The 18,558-nt window shown below is 73.1% G+C and carries 12 protein-coding genes; 7 read left to right on the top strand and 5 right to left on the bottom strand.

All coding sequences use genetic code 11. The features are described 5' to 3' along the window. Positions 1-57: 57 nt before the first annotated feature. Complete coding sequence (locus ACIQMV_RS34160) at positions 58-1,248, bottom strand: C40 family peptidase (RefSeq protein WP_402597077.1); 1,191 nt, start codon at positions 1,246-1,248, stop codon at positions 58-60. Between the two features lie 260 nt (positions 1,249-1,508). Here ACIQMV_RS34160 and pcrA point away from each other — a divergent pair, with 260 nt between their 5' ends. Further along, a complete protein-coding gene (gene pcrA, locus ACIQMV_RS34155; protein WP_402597076.1) occupies positions 1,509-3,989 on the top strand; it encodes a DNA helicase PcrA in 2,481 nt (826 codons plus the stop codon). 9 nt (positions 3,990-3,998) lie between these two features. Here pcrA and ACIQMV_RS34150 read toward each other — a convergent pair whose 3' ends face one another. Together ACIQMV_RS34150 and ACIQMV_RS34145 are read right to left on the bottom strand one after the other, a co-directional pair. Then, positions 3,999-5,450 carry a M23 family metallopeptidase gene (locus ACIQMV_RS34150; protein WP_402597075.1) on the bottom strand — a complete coding sequence of 484 codons (1,452 nt, stop codon included), beginning with the start codon at positions 5,448-5,450 and terminating at the stop codon, positions 3,999-4,001. A gap of 191 nt (positions 5,451-5,641) precedes the next feature. Further along, positions 5,642-6,508, bottom strand: coding sequence for an esterase/lipase family protein (locus ACIQMV_RS34145; protein ID WP_402597074.1), 867 nt, complete (start codon positions 6,506-6,508; stop codon positions 5,642-5,644). Between the two features lie 491 nt (positions 6,509-6,999). Here ACIQMV_RS34145 and ACIQMV_RS34140 point away from each other — a divergent pair, with 491 nt between their 5' ends. Continuing rightward, a complete protein-coding gene (locus tag ACIQMV_RS34140) occupies positions 7,000-7,416 on the top strand; it encodes a cobalamin B12-binding domain-containing protein (RefSeq protein ID WP_141359236.1) in 417 nt (138 codons plus the stop codon). 104 nt (positions 7,417-7,520) lie between these two features. On the opposite strand, the gene ACIQMV_RS34135 is transcribed toward ACIQMV_RS34140, so the two are convergent. Together ACIQMV_RS34135 and ACIQMV_RS34130 are read right to left on the bottom strand one after the other, a co-directional pair. Continuing rightward, a complete protein-coding gene (locus ACIQMV_RS34135) occupies positions 7,521-9,149 on the bottom strand; it encodes a DUF5691 domain-containing protein (protein ID WP_402597073.1) in 1,629 nt (542 codons plus the stop codon). 254 nt (positions 9,150-9,403) lie between these two features. After that, positions 9,404-10,759, bottom strand: coding sequence for an SWIM zinc finger family protein (locus ACIQMV_RS34130; protein WP_402597072.1), 1,356 nt, complete (start codon positions 10,757-10,759; stop codon positions 9,404-9,406). A 133-nt stretch (positions 10,760-10,892) separates the two neighbouring features. Between ACIQMV_RS34130 and ACIQMV_RS34125 the strand changes: the two genes are divergently transcribed. The 5 genes from ACIQMV_RS34125 to sucC form a co-directional block, all read left to right on the top strand. After that, complete coding sequence (locus ACIQMV_RS34125; RefSeq protein ID WP_141359230.1) at positions 10,893-12,044, top strand: AAA family ATPase; 1,152 nt, start codon at positions 10,893-10,895, stop codon at positions 12,042-12,044. A gap of 160 nt (positions 12,045-12,204) precedes the next feature. Continuing rightward, on the top strand, positions 12,205-14,595 hold the full coding sequence (locus ACIQMV_RS34120; RefSeq protein WP_402597122.1) for a DUF5682 family protein: 2,391 nt from the start codon (positions 12,205-12,207) through the stop codon (positions 14,593-14,595). Then, positions 14,592-15,776: a VWA domain-containing protein gene (locus ACIQMV_RS34115; protein ID WP_402597071.1), complete on the top strand. Its 1,185-nt coding sequence runs from the start codon at positions 14,592-14,594 to the stop codon at positions 15,774-15,776. The genes ACIQMV_RS34120 and ACIQMV_RS34115 overlap by 4 nt, the downstream gene beginning before the upstream one ends. 378 nt (positions 15,777-16,154) lie before the next feature. Further along, positions 16,155-17,111, top strand: a complete 957-nt coding sequence (locus ACIQMV_RS34110) for a hypothetical protein (protein WP_402597070.1) — start codon at positions 16,155-16,157, stop codon at positions 17,109-17,111. Between the two features lie 455 nt (positions 17,112-17,566). After that, positions 17,567-18,558: ADP-forming succinate--CoA ligase subunit beta (sucC, locus tag ACIQMV_RS34105; protein ID WP_401775497.1), on the top strand; the 992-nt coding region annotated here is incomplete at its 3' end.

The raw sequence follows: 18,558 nt of genomic DNA, 5'->3' as shown, positions 1-18,558 counted from the left end.
CGCGCGGGCGCGTGCAGAAAGCCGGTCCACCGAAAGGCCGGACGGGACGCGCCGCCCTCAGTCCGGCCGCACCACGCGGTGCACCGCCGATGCGCCGTCGTGGTGGACGGACTCCTCGCGGACGCGGCCGCCGGGCCTCGGCGCGTGGATCATCACGCCGTCACCGGCGTAGAGACCGACGTGGTCCGCGTCGCCGAAGAAGGCGAAGAAGACGAGGTCGCCGGGCCGGGCCGCGGAGAGCGGGACCGCCGTACCGGCGTGGGCCTGGTCGCGGGCGGCGCGGGGCAGCGTGACCCCGGCGGCCTTCCAGGCGGCCTGGGTGAGGCCGGAGCAGTCGTACGACCCCGGACCTGCCGCACCCCACACGTACGGCTTGCCGATCTGCTCGCGGGCGAAGGCGAGGGCCTGGTCGGCCCTGGTCGCCTGCGCGGGGCCGGACGCCCGTCCGGGGAACGCGCCGGACGGGACCCCGGGGGCCGCGCCGTCGCCCTGACCAGGGGAGGGGACGGCGTTCGCTGCGGTGTCCGCGTGCGCTGCGGTGTCCGCGTGCGCTGCGTGCACCGTGCTCACCGCGTTCTCCACGTGCTCCGCGGGCTCGGCCGCCTGGGTCCGCCGCGCGGGCTCGGTCGCGCGCAGGGCCTCATGCGCTTGGGGGGCCGACAGCAGCAGTACGCGCGCGTGGGCCAGCTTCCGCTGGACGGCCGCCTTGGCCGCCGCGATGTCGTGCTGCGGCTCGGCCGGCGGCCCGGGGAGGTCAGGGGCCGGGGCAGTGTCCGGGGCCGGGGCCGTGACCATGGTCTCGGGCGCCGGCGGCCGCGCGGTGTGGCCGTCGACCAGGCTCTCGCGGCGTGTGTTCAGCCGGCCGATCAGCTGGGCCTGGTCGAAGTAGCCCTGCGGGGTCTCGGTGAGCAGCAGGGCGGCGGTCTCGGGGGCGGTGTCACCGTTGCGGTACGGGGCCGCAGCGAAGGAACCGAGCATCTCGCGCGCCTTGCCGAGCATGTCGGCGCGCTTGGCGACGTCGTCCAGGAGCGCGGCGACCAGCCCGCGCTGCCTCGCCCCCTTCTTCTGGGCGGTGTCCTTCTGGGCGTCGTTCCGCGCGGTCGACGACCCCGCCCGGCCGTACAGGTAGTCGAGCTTCCTCTCGACCTCCTCCGGGCTCGGCCCGTCGCCGTCCGCCCCGTGCGTGCCGGGTCCGGGCGCACCTGGTCCGGGTGTTGCGGCGGGCCGCGTGCTGCTGTGCGACGCCAAGGGAGGCGACTCCTTCCATCGTCCGCCTGCCGGTTGGCCGTCGGGTTCGGGTGGATAGCGTGGGGGCCGCGTCGTCCGGCGAGTCCCCCGGTGACGATCATGCGGTCAGACCGCACGCTAACCAACTTGTGTGGCTCGTGTGAAGGTTGGTGCGAGGTATGTCCGATACGTTTTCGTGACCTTGGTCTCGGCCTCGCCGAACCGGTCATTTCCCGGGGCGGCCACGGGTTGTCGGTGGGGCGCCCTAGACTCGTAGAGCGATGAGCAGCCTCTTTGACGACAGCTTCCTGGCGGATCTCCAGGCCCCCCGCGGCCATGAGGAAGAGTCCCCGCCGCCGCCCGAGGACGATCACGCTCCGGAGCCGGTTCCGGACGATCTGTTCGGCGGGAAGTTCGACGTGCCCCCGGACCGGGACGCCTACTACCGCGACGGCGCCCACCGGCCGGTCGTGGACCCGGCCGCGCTCCTGGAGGGGCTGAACGACAACCAGCGCGCCGCCGTCGTGCACTCCGGCTCCCCGCTGCTCATCGTGGCCGGCGCCGGCTCCGGCAAGACCCGTGTGCTCACGCACCGGATCGCGTACCTGCTGGCCGAGCGGGGCGCCCACCCCGGCCAGATCCTGGCGATCACCTTCACCAACAAGGCCGCCGGCGAGATGAAGGAGCGCGTCGAGCAGCTCGTCGGACCGCGTGCCAACGCGATGTGGGTGATGACCTTCCACAGCGCGTGCGTGCGCATCCTGCGCCGGGAGAGCAAGAAGCTCGGCTTCACGTCCTCCTTCTCGATCTACGACGCCGCCGACTCCAAGCGCCTGATGGCCCTGGTCTGCCGCGACCTGGACCTCGACCCCAAGCGCTACCCGCCCAAGTCGTTCAGCGCCAAGATCAGCAACCTCAAGAACGAGCTGATCGACGAGGAGGACTTCGCCGCCCGGGCCACTGACGGCTTCGAGAAGACCCTCGCCCAGGCCTACGCCCTCTACCAGTCGCGGCTGCGCGAGGCCAACGCCCTCGACTTCGACGACCTGATCATGACGACGGTCAACCTGCTGCGCGCCTTCCCGGACGTCGCCGAGCACTACCGCCGCCGCTTCCGGCACGTCCTGGTCGACGAGTACCAGGACACCAACCACGCGCAGTACGCCCTGGTACGGGAACTGGTCGGCACCGCCGAGCACCCCGTGGACGTACCGCCCGCCGAGGACGACCTGCGGCCGGCCGAGCTGTGCGTGGTCGGTGACGCCGACCAGTCGATCTACGCCTTCCGCGGCGCGACCATCCGCAACATCCTCCAGTTCGAGGAGGACTACCCGGACGCGACGACGATCCTGCTGGAGCAGAACTACCGCTCCACGCAGACGATCCTGTCCGCCGCCAACGCGGTCATCGAGCGCAACGAGTCCCGCCGCCCCAAGAACCTGTGGACCAACGCCGGCGCGGGCGCCCGCATCACGGGTTACGTCGCCGACACCGAGCACGACGAGGCGCAGTTCGTCGCCGAAGAGATAGACCGCCTCACGGACGCGGGCGAGGCCAAGGCGGGCGACGTCGCCGTCTTCTACCGCACCAACGCCCAGTCCCGTGTCTTCGAAGAGATCTTCATCCGCGTCGGCCTGCCCTACAAGGTCGTCGGCGGCGTTCGCTTCTACGAGCGCAAGGAGGTCCGGGACGTCCTGGCCTACCTGCGGGTCCTGGCCAACCCCGAGGACTCCGTCCCGCTGCGCCGCATCCTCAACGTGCCCAAGCGGGGCATCGGCGAGCGAGCCGAGGCGATGATCGACGCCCTCGCCCAGCGGGAGAGGGTCAGCTTCCCGCAGGCGCTGCGCCGCGTCGACGAGGCGTACGGCATGGCCGCGCGCTCCACGAACGCGGTCAAGCGGTTCAACACGCTGATGGAGGACCTTCGCACGATCGTCGAGTCGGGCGCCGGACCGGCCACGATCCTGGAGGCCGTCCTGGAGCGCACGGGCTACCTGGCCGAGTTGCAGGCCTCCACCGACCCGCAGGACGAGACCCGTATCGAGAACCTCCAGGAACTCGCCGCGGTCGCCCTGGAGTTCGAGCAGGAGCGCGGGGAGGGGGAGCCGGTCGCGCTCTCCGACTTCCTGGAGCAGGTCGCCCTGGTCGCCGACTCCGACCAGATCCCGGACGAGGAGGACGGCGACGGCGTCATCACGCTGATGACCCTGCACACCGCCAAGGGCCTGGAGTTCCCGGTGGTCTTCCTGACCGGCATGGAGGACGGCGTCTTCCCGCACATGCGCGCCCTCGGCCAGACCAAGGAGCTGGAGGAGGAGCGGCGCCTGGCCTACGTGGGCATCACGCGCGCGCGGGAGCGGCTGTACCTGACCCGATCGTCGATGCGCAGCGCCTGGGGCCAGCCGTCGTACAACCCGCCCTCCCGGTTCCTGGAGGAGATCCCGCCGGCGCACGTGGACTGGAAGCGGACGGGCGGTTCGGCCTTCGCGCCCTCCGGTCCGGCCTCCTCGGTGGCGGCCTCGCTGTCCTCGTCCCGGTCCCGCTCGTCGGCGTCCGGCGCCTCGGGCTTCGCCACCCGCCGCACCACGGAGAAGCCGGTGGCGGCGCTCGCCGTCGGAGACCGGGTCACGCACGACCAGTTCGGCCTGGGCTCGGTGGTCGCCGTCGCGGGCACGGGCGACAAGGCCCAGGCGACGATCGACTTCGGCGACGGCAAGCCCAAGCGGCTGCTGCTGCGGTACGCGCCGGTGGAGAAGCTGTAGCGGGAGGGGCTACGTCGGGTCGAGGCCGTGGCTGCGCAGCCACGACAGCGGGTCGATGGGCGCCCCGCCCGCGGGCCTGACCTCGAAGTGCAGGTGCGGGCCGGTGGAGTTGCCGGAGTTGCCGGAGTAGGCGATCGGCTCTCCGGCCTTCACCGTCGTACCGGAGGGGACCCGGTAGCTGGAGAGGTGGCAGTACCACGTCTCCGTGCCGTCCATCGCGGTCACGATCATCATGTTGCCGTAGGCGCTGTTCCACTGCGTGCGGACCGTGCCGTCGGTCGCTGCCAGCACCGTCGTCCCGTACGAGACGGGGAAGTCGATGCCGGTGTGCACGGACATCCAGTTCACGCCGGCCTGGCCGAAGTAGGCGCTGAGGCCCCTCTCGAAGACCGGGACGGCGAACTTGGGGCGCAGTCGCTCTTTGCGGGCCGCCTCCTCCGCCGCTTTCTTCCTCTCGGCCTCCTGCTGCGCTTTGAGGTCGATGCGCTCCTGGTACCGGCTGGCCCGGTCGGCGAAGTCGTTCGCCCCCGCGGACAGGCCCTGCAACTGGGTGTCCAGCTTGTTGTTGGCGGTGGACGCCTTGACGGGGTGCGCGTCGGGCGTGGCCGCCGCGCTCTCCTTGCCGTCCTCGGTCAGACCGCCCACGGAGGCGGCGGCGATCCCGGCGACCCCCATCACGCAGACCGAGGGCACCGCCACCGTGAGCAGTGCGGAGCGCTTGGCCGGGGGGCGGCGCCGGGAGCGGCCCGCTGCGCGGGAGGCCGCTCGCGAGGCCGGGGCCGAGGCGGGGGTGATTTCTTCCTCGTCGTCGAGCAGCGGCGGGGCCGGGTCCGGCTCGACCGCGGCGACCGGTTCCTCTTCCGCCAAGTCGTCCTGCGGCTCGTGCGGTTCGGGTCCCTCGAAGTTCTCGCCGACCGTGGTGCCGCCGTCGCCGTTCCACTGCGTGGCGTCGTACGCGCCGGTGTCGAAGACCTGCGTGCCCCAGCCCCACTGCTGGGTGGCGTCGGCGGCGGCCGTCTGGTCCGGCTGGAGCCAGGTCTGCGCGTCCCACTGGCCGCTGGTGTCGACCGGCGTGGACTGCGGTGGAACGGAGGCCAGTTGCTGCTGGTAGCCGGTCGCCCAGGCGGTGGTGTCGTACGCGCCGGTGTCGTAGGCGGCGTGGTGCTGCGCCGCGTACGGGTCGTAGTTCGGACTCTGGTGGCCGTTCGCGGACCAGCCGGTGGTGTCGTACGAACCCGTGGTGTGCGTCTCGCCGGTCGCGAGACCGGCGTGGAGCGGGTCGGCGGTGTAGTCCGCCGTGGTGTACGTGCCGGTGTGGTAACCGGTGGCGTTGTAGTCGCTGTACGTGGTGAAGTCGCCGTACGCAGCTTCCTGCCCGTCATACGACGCGTAGGGCGTCGAGGCGGCATCGGAGGCCGGAGCCGGGGCGGCCATGGTCCCCGACGGGTGACGGTCGTTCACCAACTTCTCTTTCGCCTCGACAACAGGGGCTGGCAGAGCAGTGCGGCGACTGTACCCGGCGGTATGAGGGCGCGACAATCTTCCACAGGTTTCCCCGAGGCGGGAAACGGGCATTCAGCCGTGTTTCGCCGGGGTGTGGAGACGGCTTTAACTTTGTGTTCGAGTCGCGTTCGATCTCGAGGGGCCGACCGTCAGGCGACGGTCACTCCGCCGGCGCGGTCGGCGGTCGGGTCTCCGGGGCGCGCGGTGTCGAGGATCTGCCGTATCCCGGTCGCCACGGCGGGGTGGAGCGGCAGGGCGAGATGTCCGATTCCGCTGACCTGGATGTTCTCCACCTTCAGGTCGGGGTGCTCGATGCAGGCCGACTCCAGCGGGTCCATCAGGTGGTCGAGGTCGCTCCAGAAGCTGACGAAGTGCGTACGGCAGCCCGGCGCGGGGCGCGACAGTTCCTCGATCAGTTCGGAACCGGGGCGCATCTGCCGCACGATCGGATGGGCGTTGGCCAGCGGCGCGACCCGGGTGCCGGAGTGCGGAGTGCCGAGGGTGACGAGGGTGCGGACCCGCAGATCACCACCGAGTCGCTGCACGTAGTAACGGGCGATCAGTCCGCCGAGGCTGTGCCCGACGACGTCGATCTGCCTGCTGCCGGTGCGCTCGCAGATCTCCTCGATGTGCCGGCCGAGCAGTTCGGCCGCGGTGCGGATGTCGCAGGTCAGCGGTGAGTAGTTCAGGGACTCCACGCGCTGCCTGCCGTGCTGGGCGAGGCTGCGGCGCAGCAGGACGAACACCGAGCGGTTGTCGATGAACCCGTGCAGCAGCACGACCGGTGGCTTGGCCGCGGTCGGCAACTGGGCGGTGCCGTCGGGCGCCGGGATCGCGCGGGAGGCGCCGCGGCGCTCCTGGACGATGCCCGAGGGATAGAGCAGGAGATGTCCCGCGAGGATCGCGAGTTCCAGAGCGGTCGCCTTGAGCAGAGCCAGTGAGAGCCCCGCGAGTCTGCACGGCAGCAGGCACCGGCAGAGCGGGAGAATGGGGTCCGCGACCCTGGTGACCTTCATGGCCGACCTCCTGTCGGCACGCGGGAGGACGGCCCTGTCCCCCGTGTGCCCTCGTGAGCAGTCGCGGCGGGGGCGGTCGGCCGGGCAGGCTTCGCGCCGCCGTGCCCCACCGGCCCCGGGTGCCCTTCGTGCCCTCGCCGATACGGCGCACCACCGCGGCGCGCGGTCTGCGGCGCGGTGGTGCGACGACCTCGTTGCGGCTCCCGTCGTGCTTGCTCCCGCAGTGGTCCGCGCGCCGCGGCAAAGGCGTGCGGTGCGTGGGCCGCGCGGACGGGGAACGACGCGCGGCCTGCGGGTCCCCCCTGCCCGGTGAACTCGGGGGAGTGTCCCACCATGTGATTTCCCCCTCCCTCTGCGCCGTGAAACTGCCGGTTGCGGGATGCTGGAGATAACGTTCGTTCACTTCCCCGGACGGTGTGGTGCGGGGCGTCCGTGCCACATGTGAGGTACTTGTCGGTACGGATGGATGTAGTCGCTTCATGGAGGCAGTGATGGGTGTGGCAGCCGGTCCGATCCGCGTGGTGGTGGCCAAGCCGGGGCTCGACGGCCACGATCGGGGCGCCAAGGTGATCGCGCGGGCCCTGCGCGACGCCGGTATGGAGGTCATCTACACCGGGCTCCACCAGACCCCGGAGCAGATCGTGGACACGGCGATCCAGGAGGACGCCGACGCGATCGGCCTGTCCATCCTCTCGGGCGCGCACAACACGCTGTTCGCCGCGGTGATCGAACTGCTCAGGGAGCGCGACGCGGAGGACATCGTCGTCTTCGGCGGCGGCATCATCCCGGAGGCGGACATCCCCCCGCTCAAGGAGAAGGGTGTCGCGGAGATCTTCACCCCGGGCGCGACCACCCAGTCGATCGTCGACTGGGTCAGGGCGAACGTCCGCCAGCCCGCCGAGGCATAGGGGCGCCGGCGGCTCCCGCGGGATCTCCCGGCGCCGGCCGGGTGCGAGCGGCCCGTCCTGGGGGCACGGCCCCCAGGCAGACCCGCCTTCACCCGGGGCGGGACTCAGCCGGTCCGGGCCGCCTCCAGTTCCCCGGCCATGGCGGAGCGCAGCCGCAGGGTCGTGACCAGTCGCTGGAAGGCCTCCGCCCAGTACCCTCCGGCTCCCGGCGACGCGTCCTCCGCCTCGTCCGGAACCGCCAGCAGTCCGTCGAGCCGACTCGCCTCCGCGGGATCCAGGCACCGCTCGGCAAGCCCCATCACTCCACTGAAACTCCATGGGTAACTCCCTGCGTCCCGCGCGATGTTGAGCGCGTCGACCACCGCCCGCCCGAGCGGTGCCGCCCACGGCACCGCGCACACCCCGAGCAGCTGAAACGCCTCGGGCAGTCCGTGTGCCGCGATGAATCCGGCCACCCAGTCGGCCCGTTCGGCGGCGTCCAGCGTGCCGAGCAGCTTGGCGCGCTCGGCCAAAGACACCGCGCCGGGGCCACCGGCGTCGGGGGCCGCGGGCGGCCCGAGCAGCGCCCGCGCCCATTGTGCGTCCCGCTGCCTCACCGCCGCCCGGCACCAGGCGGCGTGCAGTTCGCCCTGCCATCCGTCCGCGACCGGCAGGGCCACGATCTCCCGCGGCGTGCGTCCGCCCAGCCGTCCGGGCCAGGTCCCGAGCGGCGCCGCCTCCACCAACTGGCCCAGCCACCAAGATCGTTCGCCCCGTCCTGCCGGAGCCTTGGGGGCGATCCCGTCGCGTTCCATGGCCGAGTCGCACTCGTGCGGCGCCTCGACGACGAGCGTGGGTGTCCCGCGGGTGTGGTCGACGGCCACGCAGGAGCGGGCCCGGGCCGCCATCCGTGCGGCGAGCGCCGATCCGGGCAGTGCCGAGAGCAACTCCGCGGCCGTGGACCGTACGTTGCGGCTGCGGTCGGACAGGGCCTGCTCCAGGAACTCCTCGTCGTCCGGGCCGAGACCCGTCCGCAGAGAGTCGACGAACATCAGCCGGTCCTCGGCCCGCTCGGTGGGCCAGGAGCCGGCGAGCAGTTCGCGTGCGGCGGCGGGCGAGTGCGCACGTATCGACGCCAGCAGCGCGACCCGCTCGGCGAACAGACCCTCCTCCCACAGCTCGCGGACACGGTCGGCGTCCCCGGAGCCGCTGCGGGCGGCGCCGGCGCCCGGGGCCGCCCGCAGGGCGAACCGCCAGTCCGGGTTCAGCCCCGCCAGCCACAGGGCGCGTGGGCCGCCGAAGCCCAGTGCGGCCGGACGCAGGTCCGTACGGGCCCTCGCGGCGTCCAGCAGGGCGGGTAGTGCCTCCGGGGGCGGGGCGTACCCGTGGGCGTTCGCCGCCGCGAGCCACTGGGGCAGCAGTTCCATCAGGTCCGGTGCCGTTCCCCGGCGGCCGGCCGCCGTACCGGGCCGGTCGGCCAGCAGCATGGCGAGCCTGCGGGCCGCGGCCGCGGGCAGCGGCGGACGCGGATCCTCCGGTGCGGGCTCCGGGCGCCGGGCCGCGGGCGCGGGGCGCAGTCCCGCACGCCGCCGTACGGTCTGCACGGCTGCCGCGTCGAGCAGCGCCACCGGCGCGGTCCGTCCGGGTGTGCCGCCCGGGGGTGTGCGCCGGTCCGTGCCGAGCAGGGCGGTGGTGACCAACTCCTCCCAGGCGCCCGTGGCGGGCGCCTCCGGCGGGGTGGAGGTCCTGATCATGAGCTTCCTTTCCGTAGCCGGCTGCCCGGGAGTGGTTGAAGGGTCACATGGACCGGGTTTCCCCTGGGGTGGAACAAATGCGTGGTGCAGAAGAGAAAAGGTATTCAGATGAGATACTCTCTGCCATTTTGCGCCTTTTGGGTGAGAGGTTCCCGCTGTGCCGATGGGGCCCCGCATATCGCGGTGACGTCACTCCTTTGCCGGACATCCCGAGTCCGCTGCCAGGGCTGATGTGACGGATGGTTGATTCGACATCAGCACAGAGTCACCATTTCCTCCTCGTTCCGCGACCATGCGGTCAACGGAGTGAAGCCCCGGTGGCCGCACTCGCCGAAGACCGTGACCGGCGCGCCGCCCGACAGGGCGACCAGCCGCCACAGGCCCGGATGCGTACGGGCCACGCGAGTGACGGGCAGCGCGGAGTCGGAGGCGGCGTCGGCCAGCTGCCAGGACTCGCCGTCCGGGACCGGTACGACCTCCCGCAGCGTCACCGGAACCGACTCCAGCCACGGGTCGTCCCGCAGCGCCGCGCCGTAGCGGGCGGCCGCCTGCGCCGTCGTCACCCCGCGCGGGCGGATCCGGACGGGCGCCGGGGGCGCGAACCGCTCGCCCAGGGCCGCGCGCGGCTGTCCCGCGCCCGGATAGGAGGACACCTCCGCCTCCAGGGCCAGGCCCACCGGCAGCGCGAGCTCCGGGGCGCGGCCCGCCGCGCCGTAGGAGAGCAGCAGAGCCGTACGGCCCGAGTCCGCGCCGTGCAGCCATATCCTGCGTGTGGTCAGCTTCGCGTCCGCGGTGTCGTACTGGGCGAGGACGAGCCAGCGGTCCCGCACCGGAGGTCCGTCCGCTGAGACGGGCAGACCCACCCGGGAACGGACCGTCGCCGACATCCCTTCCGGCAGCCGCTCGCGGCGCAGCCAGCCCTGGCCCAGCAGATGCAGCAGCGCGCACTCCTCCAGCAGCCGCACCGGCCAGCCCGGCCCCGACGACGGCACGGCCCCCAGCTCCCGCACCCGTCCCGCCAGTCCGGGAGCCTGCGCGTCGACCATGCGGGCCGCCGTCTCCTCCCACAGCCCGTACCCCGCCTGCTCGGCCGGGGCCAGACCGCCGCGCAGCAGGTCGGCCAGGCGCTGCTCCAGCTCCGTCACCCCCGCGGTGATTCGCTCGGCCCGGCGCTCCGCCCGGCGCAGCGCCGCCCGCGGATCAGCGGCACCGGAGGCCGGACCCGCTGTCCCCTCCGAACGCTTCCGCCCCGTCCGCTCCCCGCGGGCCGCCGTCCACTGCTCGGCCCAGTCGGGCGCCTGCCCGGACGGCACCGCGCCGTCGTCGCTCGCCCACAGCAGCAGCAGTCCGAGCGCGTGCTTGCACGGGAACTTGCGGCTCGGACAACTGCACTTGTACGCCGGCCCGGCACCGCCCGCGACGTCGACGACCGTCTGATACGGCCGGCTGCCACTGCCCTTGCACAGTCCCCACACCGCCCCCTCGTCGGAACACCCCGTCTCGGACCACGGCCCGGCCGCGCCGAGTTTGCTTCCCGCTTTGCGCGACGCGGCGTCAGGCGCCAGTGCCAGCACCTGGTCCGCGCTCCAGCGCACCCCCTGCTGAGTCATGCCATCGAAGGTAGGACCTGCCACTGACAATCGACCGGGCAAGCACATTTGCGCAGGTCAGAACGCGTTGTCAGTGCCGTGGTGCACGGTTGGTGACAGATCCGAACCGGCCGAGCTGGAGGGGGCCTCAGCCATGTCTGTGTCCGTCGAACCGACACCCGTCGAACCGCGCCAGAACCACTCCGCGCCCGCGAACACGCCGGAGGCGCAGGCGCTGCGCCCGCACGCCGAGCACGCCTTCGCGGCCGAGCTGGCGGCGCTCGCCGCACACGACGACCGTCCGCGCCCGGCCCGCTGGAAGCTGTCGCCGTGGGCCGTCGCGACCTACCTCCTCGGCGGCACGCTGCCGGACGGCACGGTGATCACACCGAAGTACGTGGGCCCCCGCCGCATCGTCGAGGTCGCGGTCACCACCCTCGCCACCGACCGCGCCCTGCTCCTGCTCGGCGTGCCGGGCACGGCGAAGACCTGGGTGTCCGAGCACCTGGCCGCCGCGGTCAGCGGCGACTCGACGCTTCTGGTGCAGGGCACGGCCGGCACCCCGGAGGAAGCGATCCGCTACGGCTGGAACTACGCGCAGCTGCTGGCGCACGGCCCGAGCCGCGACGCCCTCGTGCCCAGCCCGGTCATGCGGGCCATGGCGCAGGGCATGACCGCCCGGGTCGAGGAGCTGACCCGCATCCCGGCCGACGTGCAGGACACGCTGATCACGATCCTGTCCGAGAAGACCCTGCCGATACCGGAACTGGGCGAGGAGGTGCAGGCGGTCCGCGGCTTCAACCTGATCGCCACCGCCAACGACCGCGACCGCGGGGTCAACGACCTGTCCAGCGCCCTGCGCCGCCGGTTCAACACGGTGGTCCTGCCGCTGCCGGAGAGCCCCGAGGCCGAGGTCGAGATCGTGGCGCGTCGGGTCGACCAGATCGGCCGCTCCCTCGACCTGCCGGGCGTCCCGGACGGGGCCGACGAGATCCGCCGTGTCGTGACCGTCTTCCGCGAGCTGCGCGACGGCGTCACCACCGACGGCCGTACGAAGCTGAAGTCGCCCAGCGGCACCCTGTCCACCGCCGAGGCGATCTCGGTGGTCACCGGCGGCCTCGCGCTGGCGGCCCACTTCGGCGACGGCGTGCTGCGGGCCGGTGACGTGGCCGCCGGCATCCTCGGCGCCGTCGTCCGTGATCCGGCGGCAGACCGCGTCGTCTGGCAGGAGTACCTGGAGACGGTCGTCCGCGAGCGCGACGGCTGGAAGGACTTCTACCGGTCCTGCCGGGAGGTGAGCGCGTGAGCCGCGTCGGACGGCCGGCCGACGGCGGACGCCTGCCGGCCGGCACGGCGCGGGCCCGCGCCGACGACGAGCCCAGCTGGACCGCGGGGCGAGGACGAGGGAGGACGAGGAGGGGGACGACGTGAGGGGAGCCGAGGGATCCGGGAGCCGGCGGCCCGGCATGGGGCCGCTGCTGCTCGGGGTCCGGCACCACGGGCCCGGATCCGCCCGCGCGGTGCGGGCCGCGCTGGAGGCGGCGCGACCGCGGGCGGTACTGATCGAGGGCCCACCGGAGGCGGACGCGCTGATCCCGCTCGCCGCCGACCAGGACATGCGGCCGCCCGTCGCGCTCCTGGCCCACGCCGTGGACGAGCCCGGCCGCTCGGCGTTCTGGCCGCTGGCCGGTTTCTCGCCCGAGTGGGTCGCCGTCCGCTGGGCCCTGGAGCACGACGTCGCGGCCCGCTTCATCGACCTGCCGGCCACGCACACGCTCGCGTGGGGCCTCGCGGGGGGCAGGGAAGACGCCGGCACGCCCCCGGACGGCGGCGCCGACACGGAGGGCTCCGCGGTGGAGGGGACCGCGGAGCCCTCGGCGGGGGCGTGCCCGCCCGAGGCCGCGGTGCGCGTCGACCCGCTCGCCGCGCTCGCCGAGGCCGGCGGGTACGACGACCCCGAGCGCTGGTGGGAGGACGTGGTCGAACACCGGGGCGCCGGCGAGGGCGACGCGTTCGCCCCGTTCCTGGTGCTGGAGGAGGCCATGGGCGTACTGCGGGAGGCGTACGGCAGCGGGGAGGAGCACCGGGATCTTGTGCGCGAGGCCCACATGCGCCTCCAAGTGCGCGCCGCACAGCGCGAGTTCGGGGACGGCGTCGCCGTGGTGTGCGGGGCCTGGCACGTGCCCGCGCTGCGGCGGAAGGCGACCGTCGCCGCCGACCGCGCCCTGCTCAAGGGGCTGCCCAAGGTCACGGCGGACATGACCTGGGTGCCGTGGACCCACCGCCGGCTGTCCCGGGCCTCCGGCTACGGCGCGGGCATCGACTCGCCCGGCTGGTACGCCCACCTGTTCGACGTGCCGGACCGGCCCGTCGAGCGGTGGCTGACCAAGGTGGCGGGACTGCTCCGGGAGGAGGACCGGATCGTCTCCTCCGCGCACGTCATCGAGGCGGTGCGGCTGGCGGGGACGCTCGCCGCGATGCGCGGCCGCCCGCTGCCCGGCCTGAGCGAGACGACGGACGCGGTGCGCGCGGTGATGTGCGACGGCTCCGACGTGCCGCTGGCACTGGTGCACGACCGGCTCGTGGTCGGCGACGTGCTGGGCGCGGTGCCGGAGGCGGCGCCCGCGGTGCCGTTGCAGCGCGACCTGGCCCGGCTTCAACGGCGGTTGCGGCTCAAACCCGAGGCGCTGGAGCGGGAGCTGGAGCTCGACCTGCGCAAGGAGACCGATGCCGGGCGCAGCCGGCTGTTGCACCGGCTGCGGCTGCTGGGCGTGGGCTGGGGCGAGCCCACGGCCTCGCGGGGCAGCACCGGTACGTTCCGGGAGACCTGGCGGCTGCGCTGGGAGCCCGAGCTGTCGGTGCGCGTCGCCGAGGCCGGGGTGTGGGGGACGACCGTGCTCGCCGCCGCGACCGCCACGGCGGAGGCGGACGCCGTGGCCGCGCGGGCCCTCGCCGACGTCACCGCGCTCGCGGAGCACTGCCTGCTCGCCGAACTGCCCGAAGCGCTGCCCGTGGTCATGCGCGTGCTCGCCGACCGGGCGGCGCTCGACGCGGACGTCGGGCACCTCGCCCAGGCGCTGCCGGCCCTGGTCCGCTCCCTGCGCTACGGAGACGTGCGCGGCACGGACACCGAGGCGCTCGCCGGGGTGGCTGCCGGCCTGGCCGAGCGGATCTTCGTCGGCCTGCCCCCGGCCTGCGTCGCACTGGACGCGGACGCGGCCGAGGAGATGCGGCGGCACGTGGACGCGGTGCACGGCGCGGTGGCCCTGCTCGGCGACACCCCCAAGGCCGGGCACGGCGAGCTGCGCGCCCGCTGGCACACCGTGCTCCGGACCCTTTCCGGACGGGACACGGTCCCCGGGGTGCTGCGGGGACGCGCGGTGCGGCTGCTGCTGGACGACGGGGAGGTCGAGCAGGAGCAGGCGGCGCGGCTCATGGGCCTCGCGCTGTCGCCGGGCACGCCGCCGGCCGACGCGGCCGCCTGGATCGAGGGCTTCGTCGGCGGTGGCGGCGGGATGCTGCTGGTGCACGACGAGCGGCTGCTCGGGCTGGTCGACGCCTGGCTGACCGGCGTGCCGGCGCAGGCGTTCACGGACGTACTGCCGCTGCTGCGGCGCACGTTCTCGGCATACGAGCCGGGGGTGCGCAGAACGCTCGGCGAGCTGGTCGGGCGCGGGCCGGGGCGGGGCGGCGGTGGGGCCGGGGGCTCGACGGGCGGTGTGCCCGGGTTCGCCGAGCAACTCGACCAGGAGCGCGCGGACGCCGTACTGCCCCTGCTGCGGCTGCTGTTGGGGCTGGACGACCCCGGTCCCGGCAGGGAGAAGCCGGGCAACGAGCTTGCGGGGGTGGCGGGATGACCGGGGGAGAGGGGTACGACGTGACGGACGCGGTCCAGGAGCGGCTGCGGCGCTGGCGGCTCGTGCTCGGCGGCGGCCCGGCCGACGGCACCGGATGCGCGCTGTCGGGACGGGATACGGGGATGGACGCGGCGCTCGCCGCGCTCTACGGGAAGGGGGACAAGCCGCCGACGGGACGGACGGGACGCGACCGTTCGGCGGGACTGGGAGGCTCGGCGCCCTCGGTGGCGCGGTGGCTCGGGGACATTCGGACGTACTTCCCCTCCTCCGTGGTGCAGGTCATGCAGCGGGACGCCATCGACCGGCTCGGGCTGGCCAGGCTGCTGCTGGAGCCGGAGATGCTGGAGGCGGTGGAGGCGGACGTCCACCTCGTCGGCACCCTGCTCTCGCTCAACAAGGCGATGCCGGAGACGACCAGGGAGACGGCCCGGGCCGTGGTGCGCAAGGTCGTCGAGGACCTGGAGAAGCGGCTGGCCACCCGCACCCGGGCCACGCTCACCGGCGCCCTCGACCGCAGCGCGCGTGTCAGCCGGCCGCGCCACCACGACATCGACTGGAACCGGACGATCGCGGCCAACCTCAAGAACTACCTGCCGGAGTACCGGACGGTCGTGCCGGAGCGGCTGATCGGCTACGGCCGGGCGTCGCAGTCCGTGAAGAAGGAGGTCGTTCTCTGCGTCGACCAGTCGGGGTCGATGGCGGCGTCCGTCGTGTACGCCTCCGTGTTCGGGGCGGTGCTGGCGTCCATGCGGTCCGTCAGTACGCGGCTGGTCGTCTTCGACACGGCGGTCGTCGACCTCACCGACCAGCTCGACGATCCGGTGGACGTGCTCTTCGGCACCCAGCTCGGTGGCGGCACGGACATCAACCGGGCGCTGGCGTACTGCCAGTCGCGGATCACCCGGCCCGCGGAGACGGTGGTCGTGCTGATCAGCGACCTGTACGAGGGAGGCATACGCGACGAGATGCTGAAGCGGGTCGCCGCGATGAAGGCGTCCGGAGTGCAGTTCGTGACGCTGCTCGCGCTCTCCGACGAGGGCGCGCCCGCCTACGACCGGGAGCACGCGGCGGCTCTCGCGGCGCTCGGGGCACCGGCGTTCGCCTGCACGCCCGACCTGTTCCCGGAGGTGATGGCGGCGGCGATCGAGAAGCGGCCGCTTCCGATACCCGACGCCGTGTGACATTGGCCGCCCAGCGGTGGGAGAGGGCTTGCGCACCCTTGGGAACCCCGTGCGAGGATCGACGCTCCAACACTCTTGTCGCCGTACGGGAAGAACCGCCCCCTCTTGTCCTGGCCAGCAGCGCCGCCCGGTGCCGTCCTACGCGCGACGCGTACGGCGGCCGGACGGCGTGTACTGCAACTGGGGCTGCTGGTAGGGACGTTGGTTGCCCTCGGGTTCCTGTGCGGGCAACAGGCACGGGCGGCGGAGGGCGGACCGACGGCACCCTTGTCCGAGCCGGTGGCCGCTTCGGTTCCGGGGTCCGCGTCTTCACCCTCGCCCGCGTCTTCGTCCTCGCCCTCGCCCGCGTCTTCGCCCTCGTCCGGCGGCCTCGCGGCCGTGACCGACCGGGTCGCGAAGCCCGTCGTCGAGCCGATCACCGCGCCCGTCGAGAAGCCCCTCGTCGCTCCGATCACCGAGCCCGTCGAGAAGCCGGGTGTCCGGCTGGTCGCCGAGCCGGTCGTCCAGTCCGTCGCCGCGCCCGCCGTGCGGCCGGTCGCCGAGCCGGTGGTCGGGCCCGTCGTGAAGCTGGGCGTCCGGTCGGTTGTCGGGCCTGTCGCCGAGCCGGTCGTGCGGCCGGGCGTCGACTCCGTTGCCCAGCCGGTTGTCGAGCGCGTCATGAGGCCGGTCGTCCAGCCGGTCGTCGAGCGTGTCGTGAAGCCCGTCGTCGAGCCTGTGGTGACGGTGGTCGTCGAGGCCGTCGTCCGGCCGGTCGTGAAGCCGGTTGGGGATGTGGTCGGTGCCGAGGTGGGTGGGGCGGTCGACGTGCGGCCCGAGGTGCCGGCGCTGCCCGTCGTGCCCGACCTCCCGGCGTCGTTGCCGTTGCAGCCGCAGACGGGGCCCGTTGCCTCGGCTCCGCGAGCCCAGCCGCAGCAGCGTTCGGGCGGCGCGAACCTGACCACGTCCGGTGGACACAGCGGCACTCCCAAGGCCCGTACGGCGCAAGGCGTCACCGCGTTCACCGCGTCCTCCGCTGCCGCCCACGGCCCGCGATACACCGGTGCGACCTCCGGGACCGGCGGCGCCGCCGTGCACGTCCGGCCCCACCGCGCGCCCCGTGCCGGTCTCGTCGCCCCCCTCGCTGCGATCCCCGCGCACCAGGGCCCCGTTGGTGGTCCGGACGGCGTGCTCGGAGATCACGCGGCGGCCGACTCCGGCACCTCGCGGCACGGGGACGCGCACGCCGTCACGGTGCCCGAGCGGGCCCCGTCGCGGCTGGTGCCCGGTGCCGCCGCCCGGGCCGCCGCACTCGGCGCCCGGGACCGGCACCAGGCCGTCCCCGTCTTCCCCGGCTAACCGGACAGGTCCACCGCTCCGTCGTCACGGAGAGCCCACCCGACTCCGCGGGCCCGGTGGACCCGGACGGCTGAAGCCGTCGGTCCGTCCGGCCGTTCCGCCCCGGGATCTCGCGGAAAGGGCGGCTGGTCCCCATTGGGGTGGGGATCAACCGTCCGGAGCCCCTTCGGGGCTGTACGAGGGGGCCTCACCCGGTCAACCCCAGCCTGGTGAGGCCCCCGCTTCAGCGGCACGCCGTGCCAGATAGCGCGGCATCATGTGACAGGTATCACCGCTCAGGTGTGACCCTCGATTTAGGGCACTCCCGTAAGCGGGGATAACCTGCGAGACGGACATGCCGCGCGCTCGGACACCGTGTGCGCCTTCCCTGTGACCCAGAGCGGACGTCACGTTGCCCTTCGCGGCACGCCCACGCATCCAACGAACCGCGAGATCACTGATAGGGACGGAAGCGCGTGGACCTGTTCGAGTACCAGGCGAGGGACCTCTTCGCCAAGCACGGTGTACCGGTGCTGGCCGGTGAAGTCATCGACACGCCTGAGGCGGCGCGCGAGATCACCGAGCGGCTGGGCGGCAAGTCGGTCGTCAAGGCTCAGGTGAAGGTCGGTGGCCGCGGCAAGGCCGGTGGTGTCAAGCTGGCCGCCACCCCGGACGAGGCCGTCGCCCGCGCGACGGACATCCTCGGCATGGACATCAAGGGCCACACGGTCCACAAGGTCATGCTCGCGGAGACCGCTCCGGAGATCCTCGAGGAGTACTACGTCTCCTTCCTCCTCGACCGCGCCAACCGCACCTTCCTCTCCATCGCCTCGGTCGAGGGCGGCATGGAGATCGAAGAGGTCGCGGCCACCCGCCCCGAGGCCGTCGCCAAGATCGCGATCGACGCCATCGACGGCGTGGACCGGGCCAAGGCCGAGGAGATCGTCGCCGCGGCCAAGTTCCCGGCCGAGGTCGCCGACAAGGTCGCCGACGTCCTCGTCAGCCTCTGGGAGGTCTTCATCAAGGAGGACGCCCTCCTGGTGGAGGTCAACCCTCTCGCCAAGGTCGCCTCCGGTGACGTCATCGCCCTCGACGGCAAGGTGTCGCTGGACGACAACGCGGAGTTCCGTCACCCCGAGTTCGAGGAGCTCCACGACAAGGCCGCCGCCAACCCGCTGGAGGCGGCTGCCAAGGAGAAGAACCTCAACTACGTCAAGCTCGACGGTGAGGTCGGCATCATCGGCAACGGCGCGGGTCTGGTCATGTCGACCCTGGACGTCGTCGCGTACGCCGGTGAGGCCCACAAGGGCGTCAAGCCCGCCAACTTCCTCGACATCGGTGGCGGCGCCTCCGCCGAGGTGATGGCGAACGGCCTGGAGATCATCCTGGGCGACCCGGACGTGAAGTCCGTGTTCGTCAACGTCTTCGGCGGCATCACCGCGTGCGACGCGGTCGCCAACGGCATCGT

This window comes from Streptomyces sp. NPDC091412, assembly GCF_044756885.1.
Classification (GTDB): domain Bacteria; phylum Actinomycetota; class Actinomycetes; order Streptomycetales; family Streptomycetaceae; genus Streptomyces.
This window is presented reverse-complemented; position numbering and strand designations above follow the sequence as displayed.

What these genes read in the sequence shown, in the direction of transcription:
- ACIQMV_RS34125 (WP_141359230.1), top strand. Translation starts at nt 10,893, where the DNA reads ATGTCTGTGTCCGTCGAACCGACACCCGTCGAACCGCGCCAGAACCAC.
- ACIQMV_RS34140 (WP_141359236.1), top strand. Translation starts at nt 7,000, where the DNA reads ATGGGTGTGGCAGCCGGTCCGATCCGCGTGGTGGTGGCCAAGCCGGGG.
- ACIQMV_RS34120 (WP_402597122.1), top strand. Translation starts at nt 12,205, where the DNA reads ATGGGGCCGCTGCTGCTCGGGGTCCGGCACCACGGGCCCGGATCCGCC.
- ACIQMV_RS34130 (WP_402597072.1), bottom strand. Translation starts at nt 10,759, where the DNA reads ATGACTCAGCAGGGGGTGCGCTGGAGCGCGGACCAGGTGCTGGCACTG.
- ACIQMV_RS34135 (WP_402597073.1), bottom strand. Translation starts at nt 9,149, where the DNA reads ATGATCAGGACCTCCACCCCGCCGGAGGCGCCCGCCACGGGCGCCTGG.
- pcrA (WP_402597076.1), top strand. Translation starts at nt 1,509, where the DNA reads ATGAGCAGCCTCTTTGACGACAGCTTCCTGGCGGATCTCCAGGCCCCC.
- ACIQMV_RS34115 (WP_402597071.1), top strand. Translation starts at nt 14,592, where the DNA reads ATGACCGGGGGAGAGGGGTACGACGTGACGGACGCGGTCCAGGAGCGG.
- ACIQMV_RS34145 (WP_402597074.1), bottom strand. Translation starts at nt 6,508, where the DNA reads ATGAAGGTCACCAGGGTCGCGGACCCCATTCTCCCGCTCTGCCGGTGC.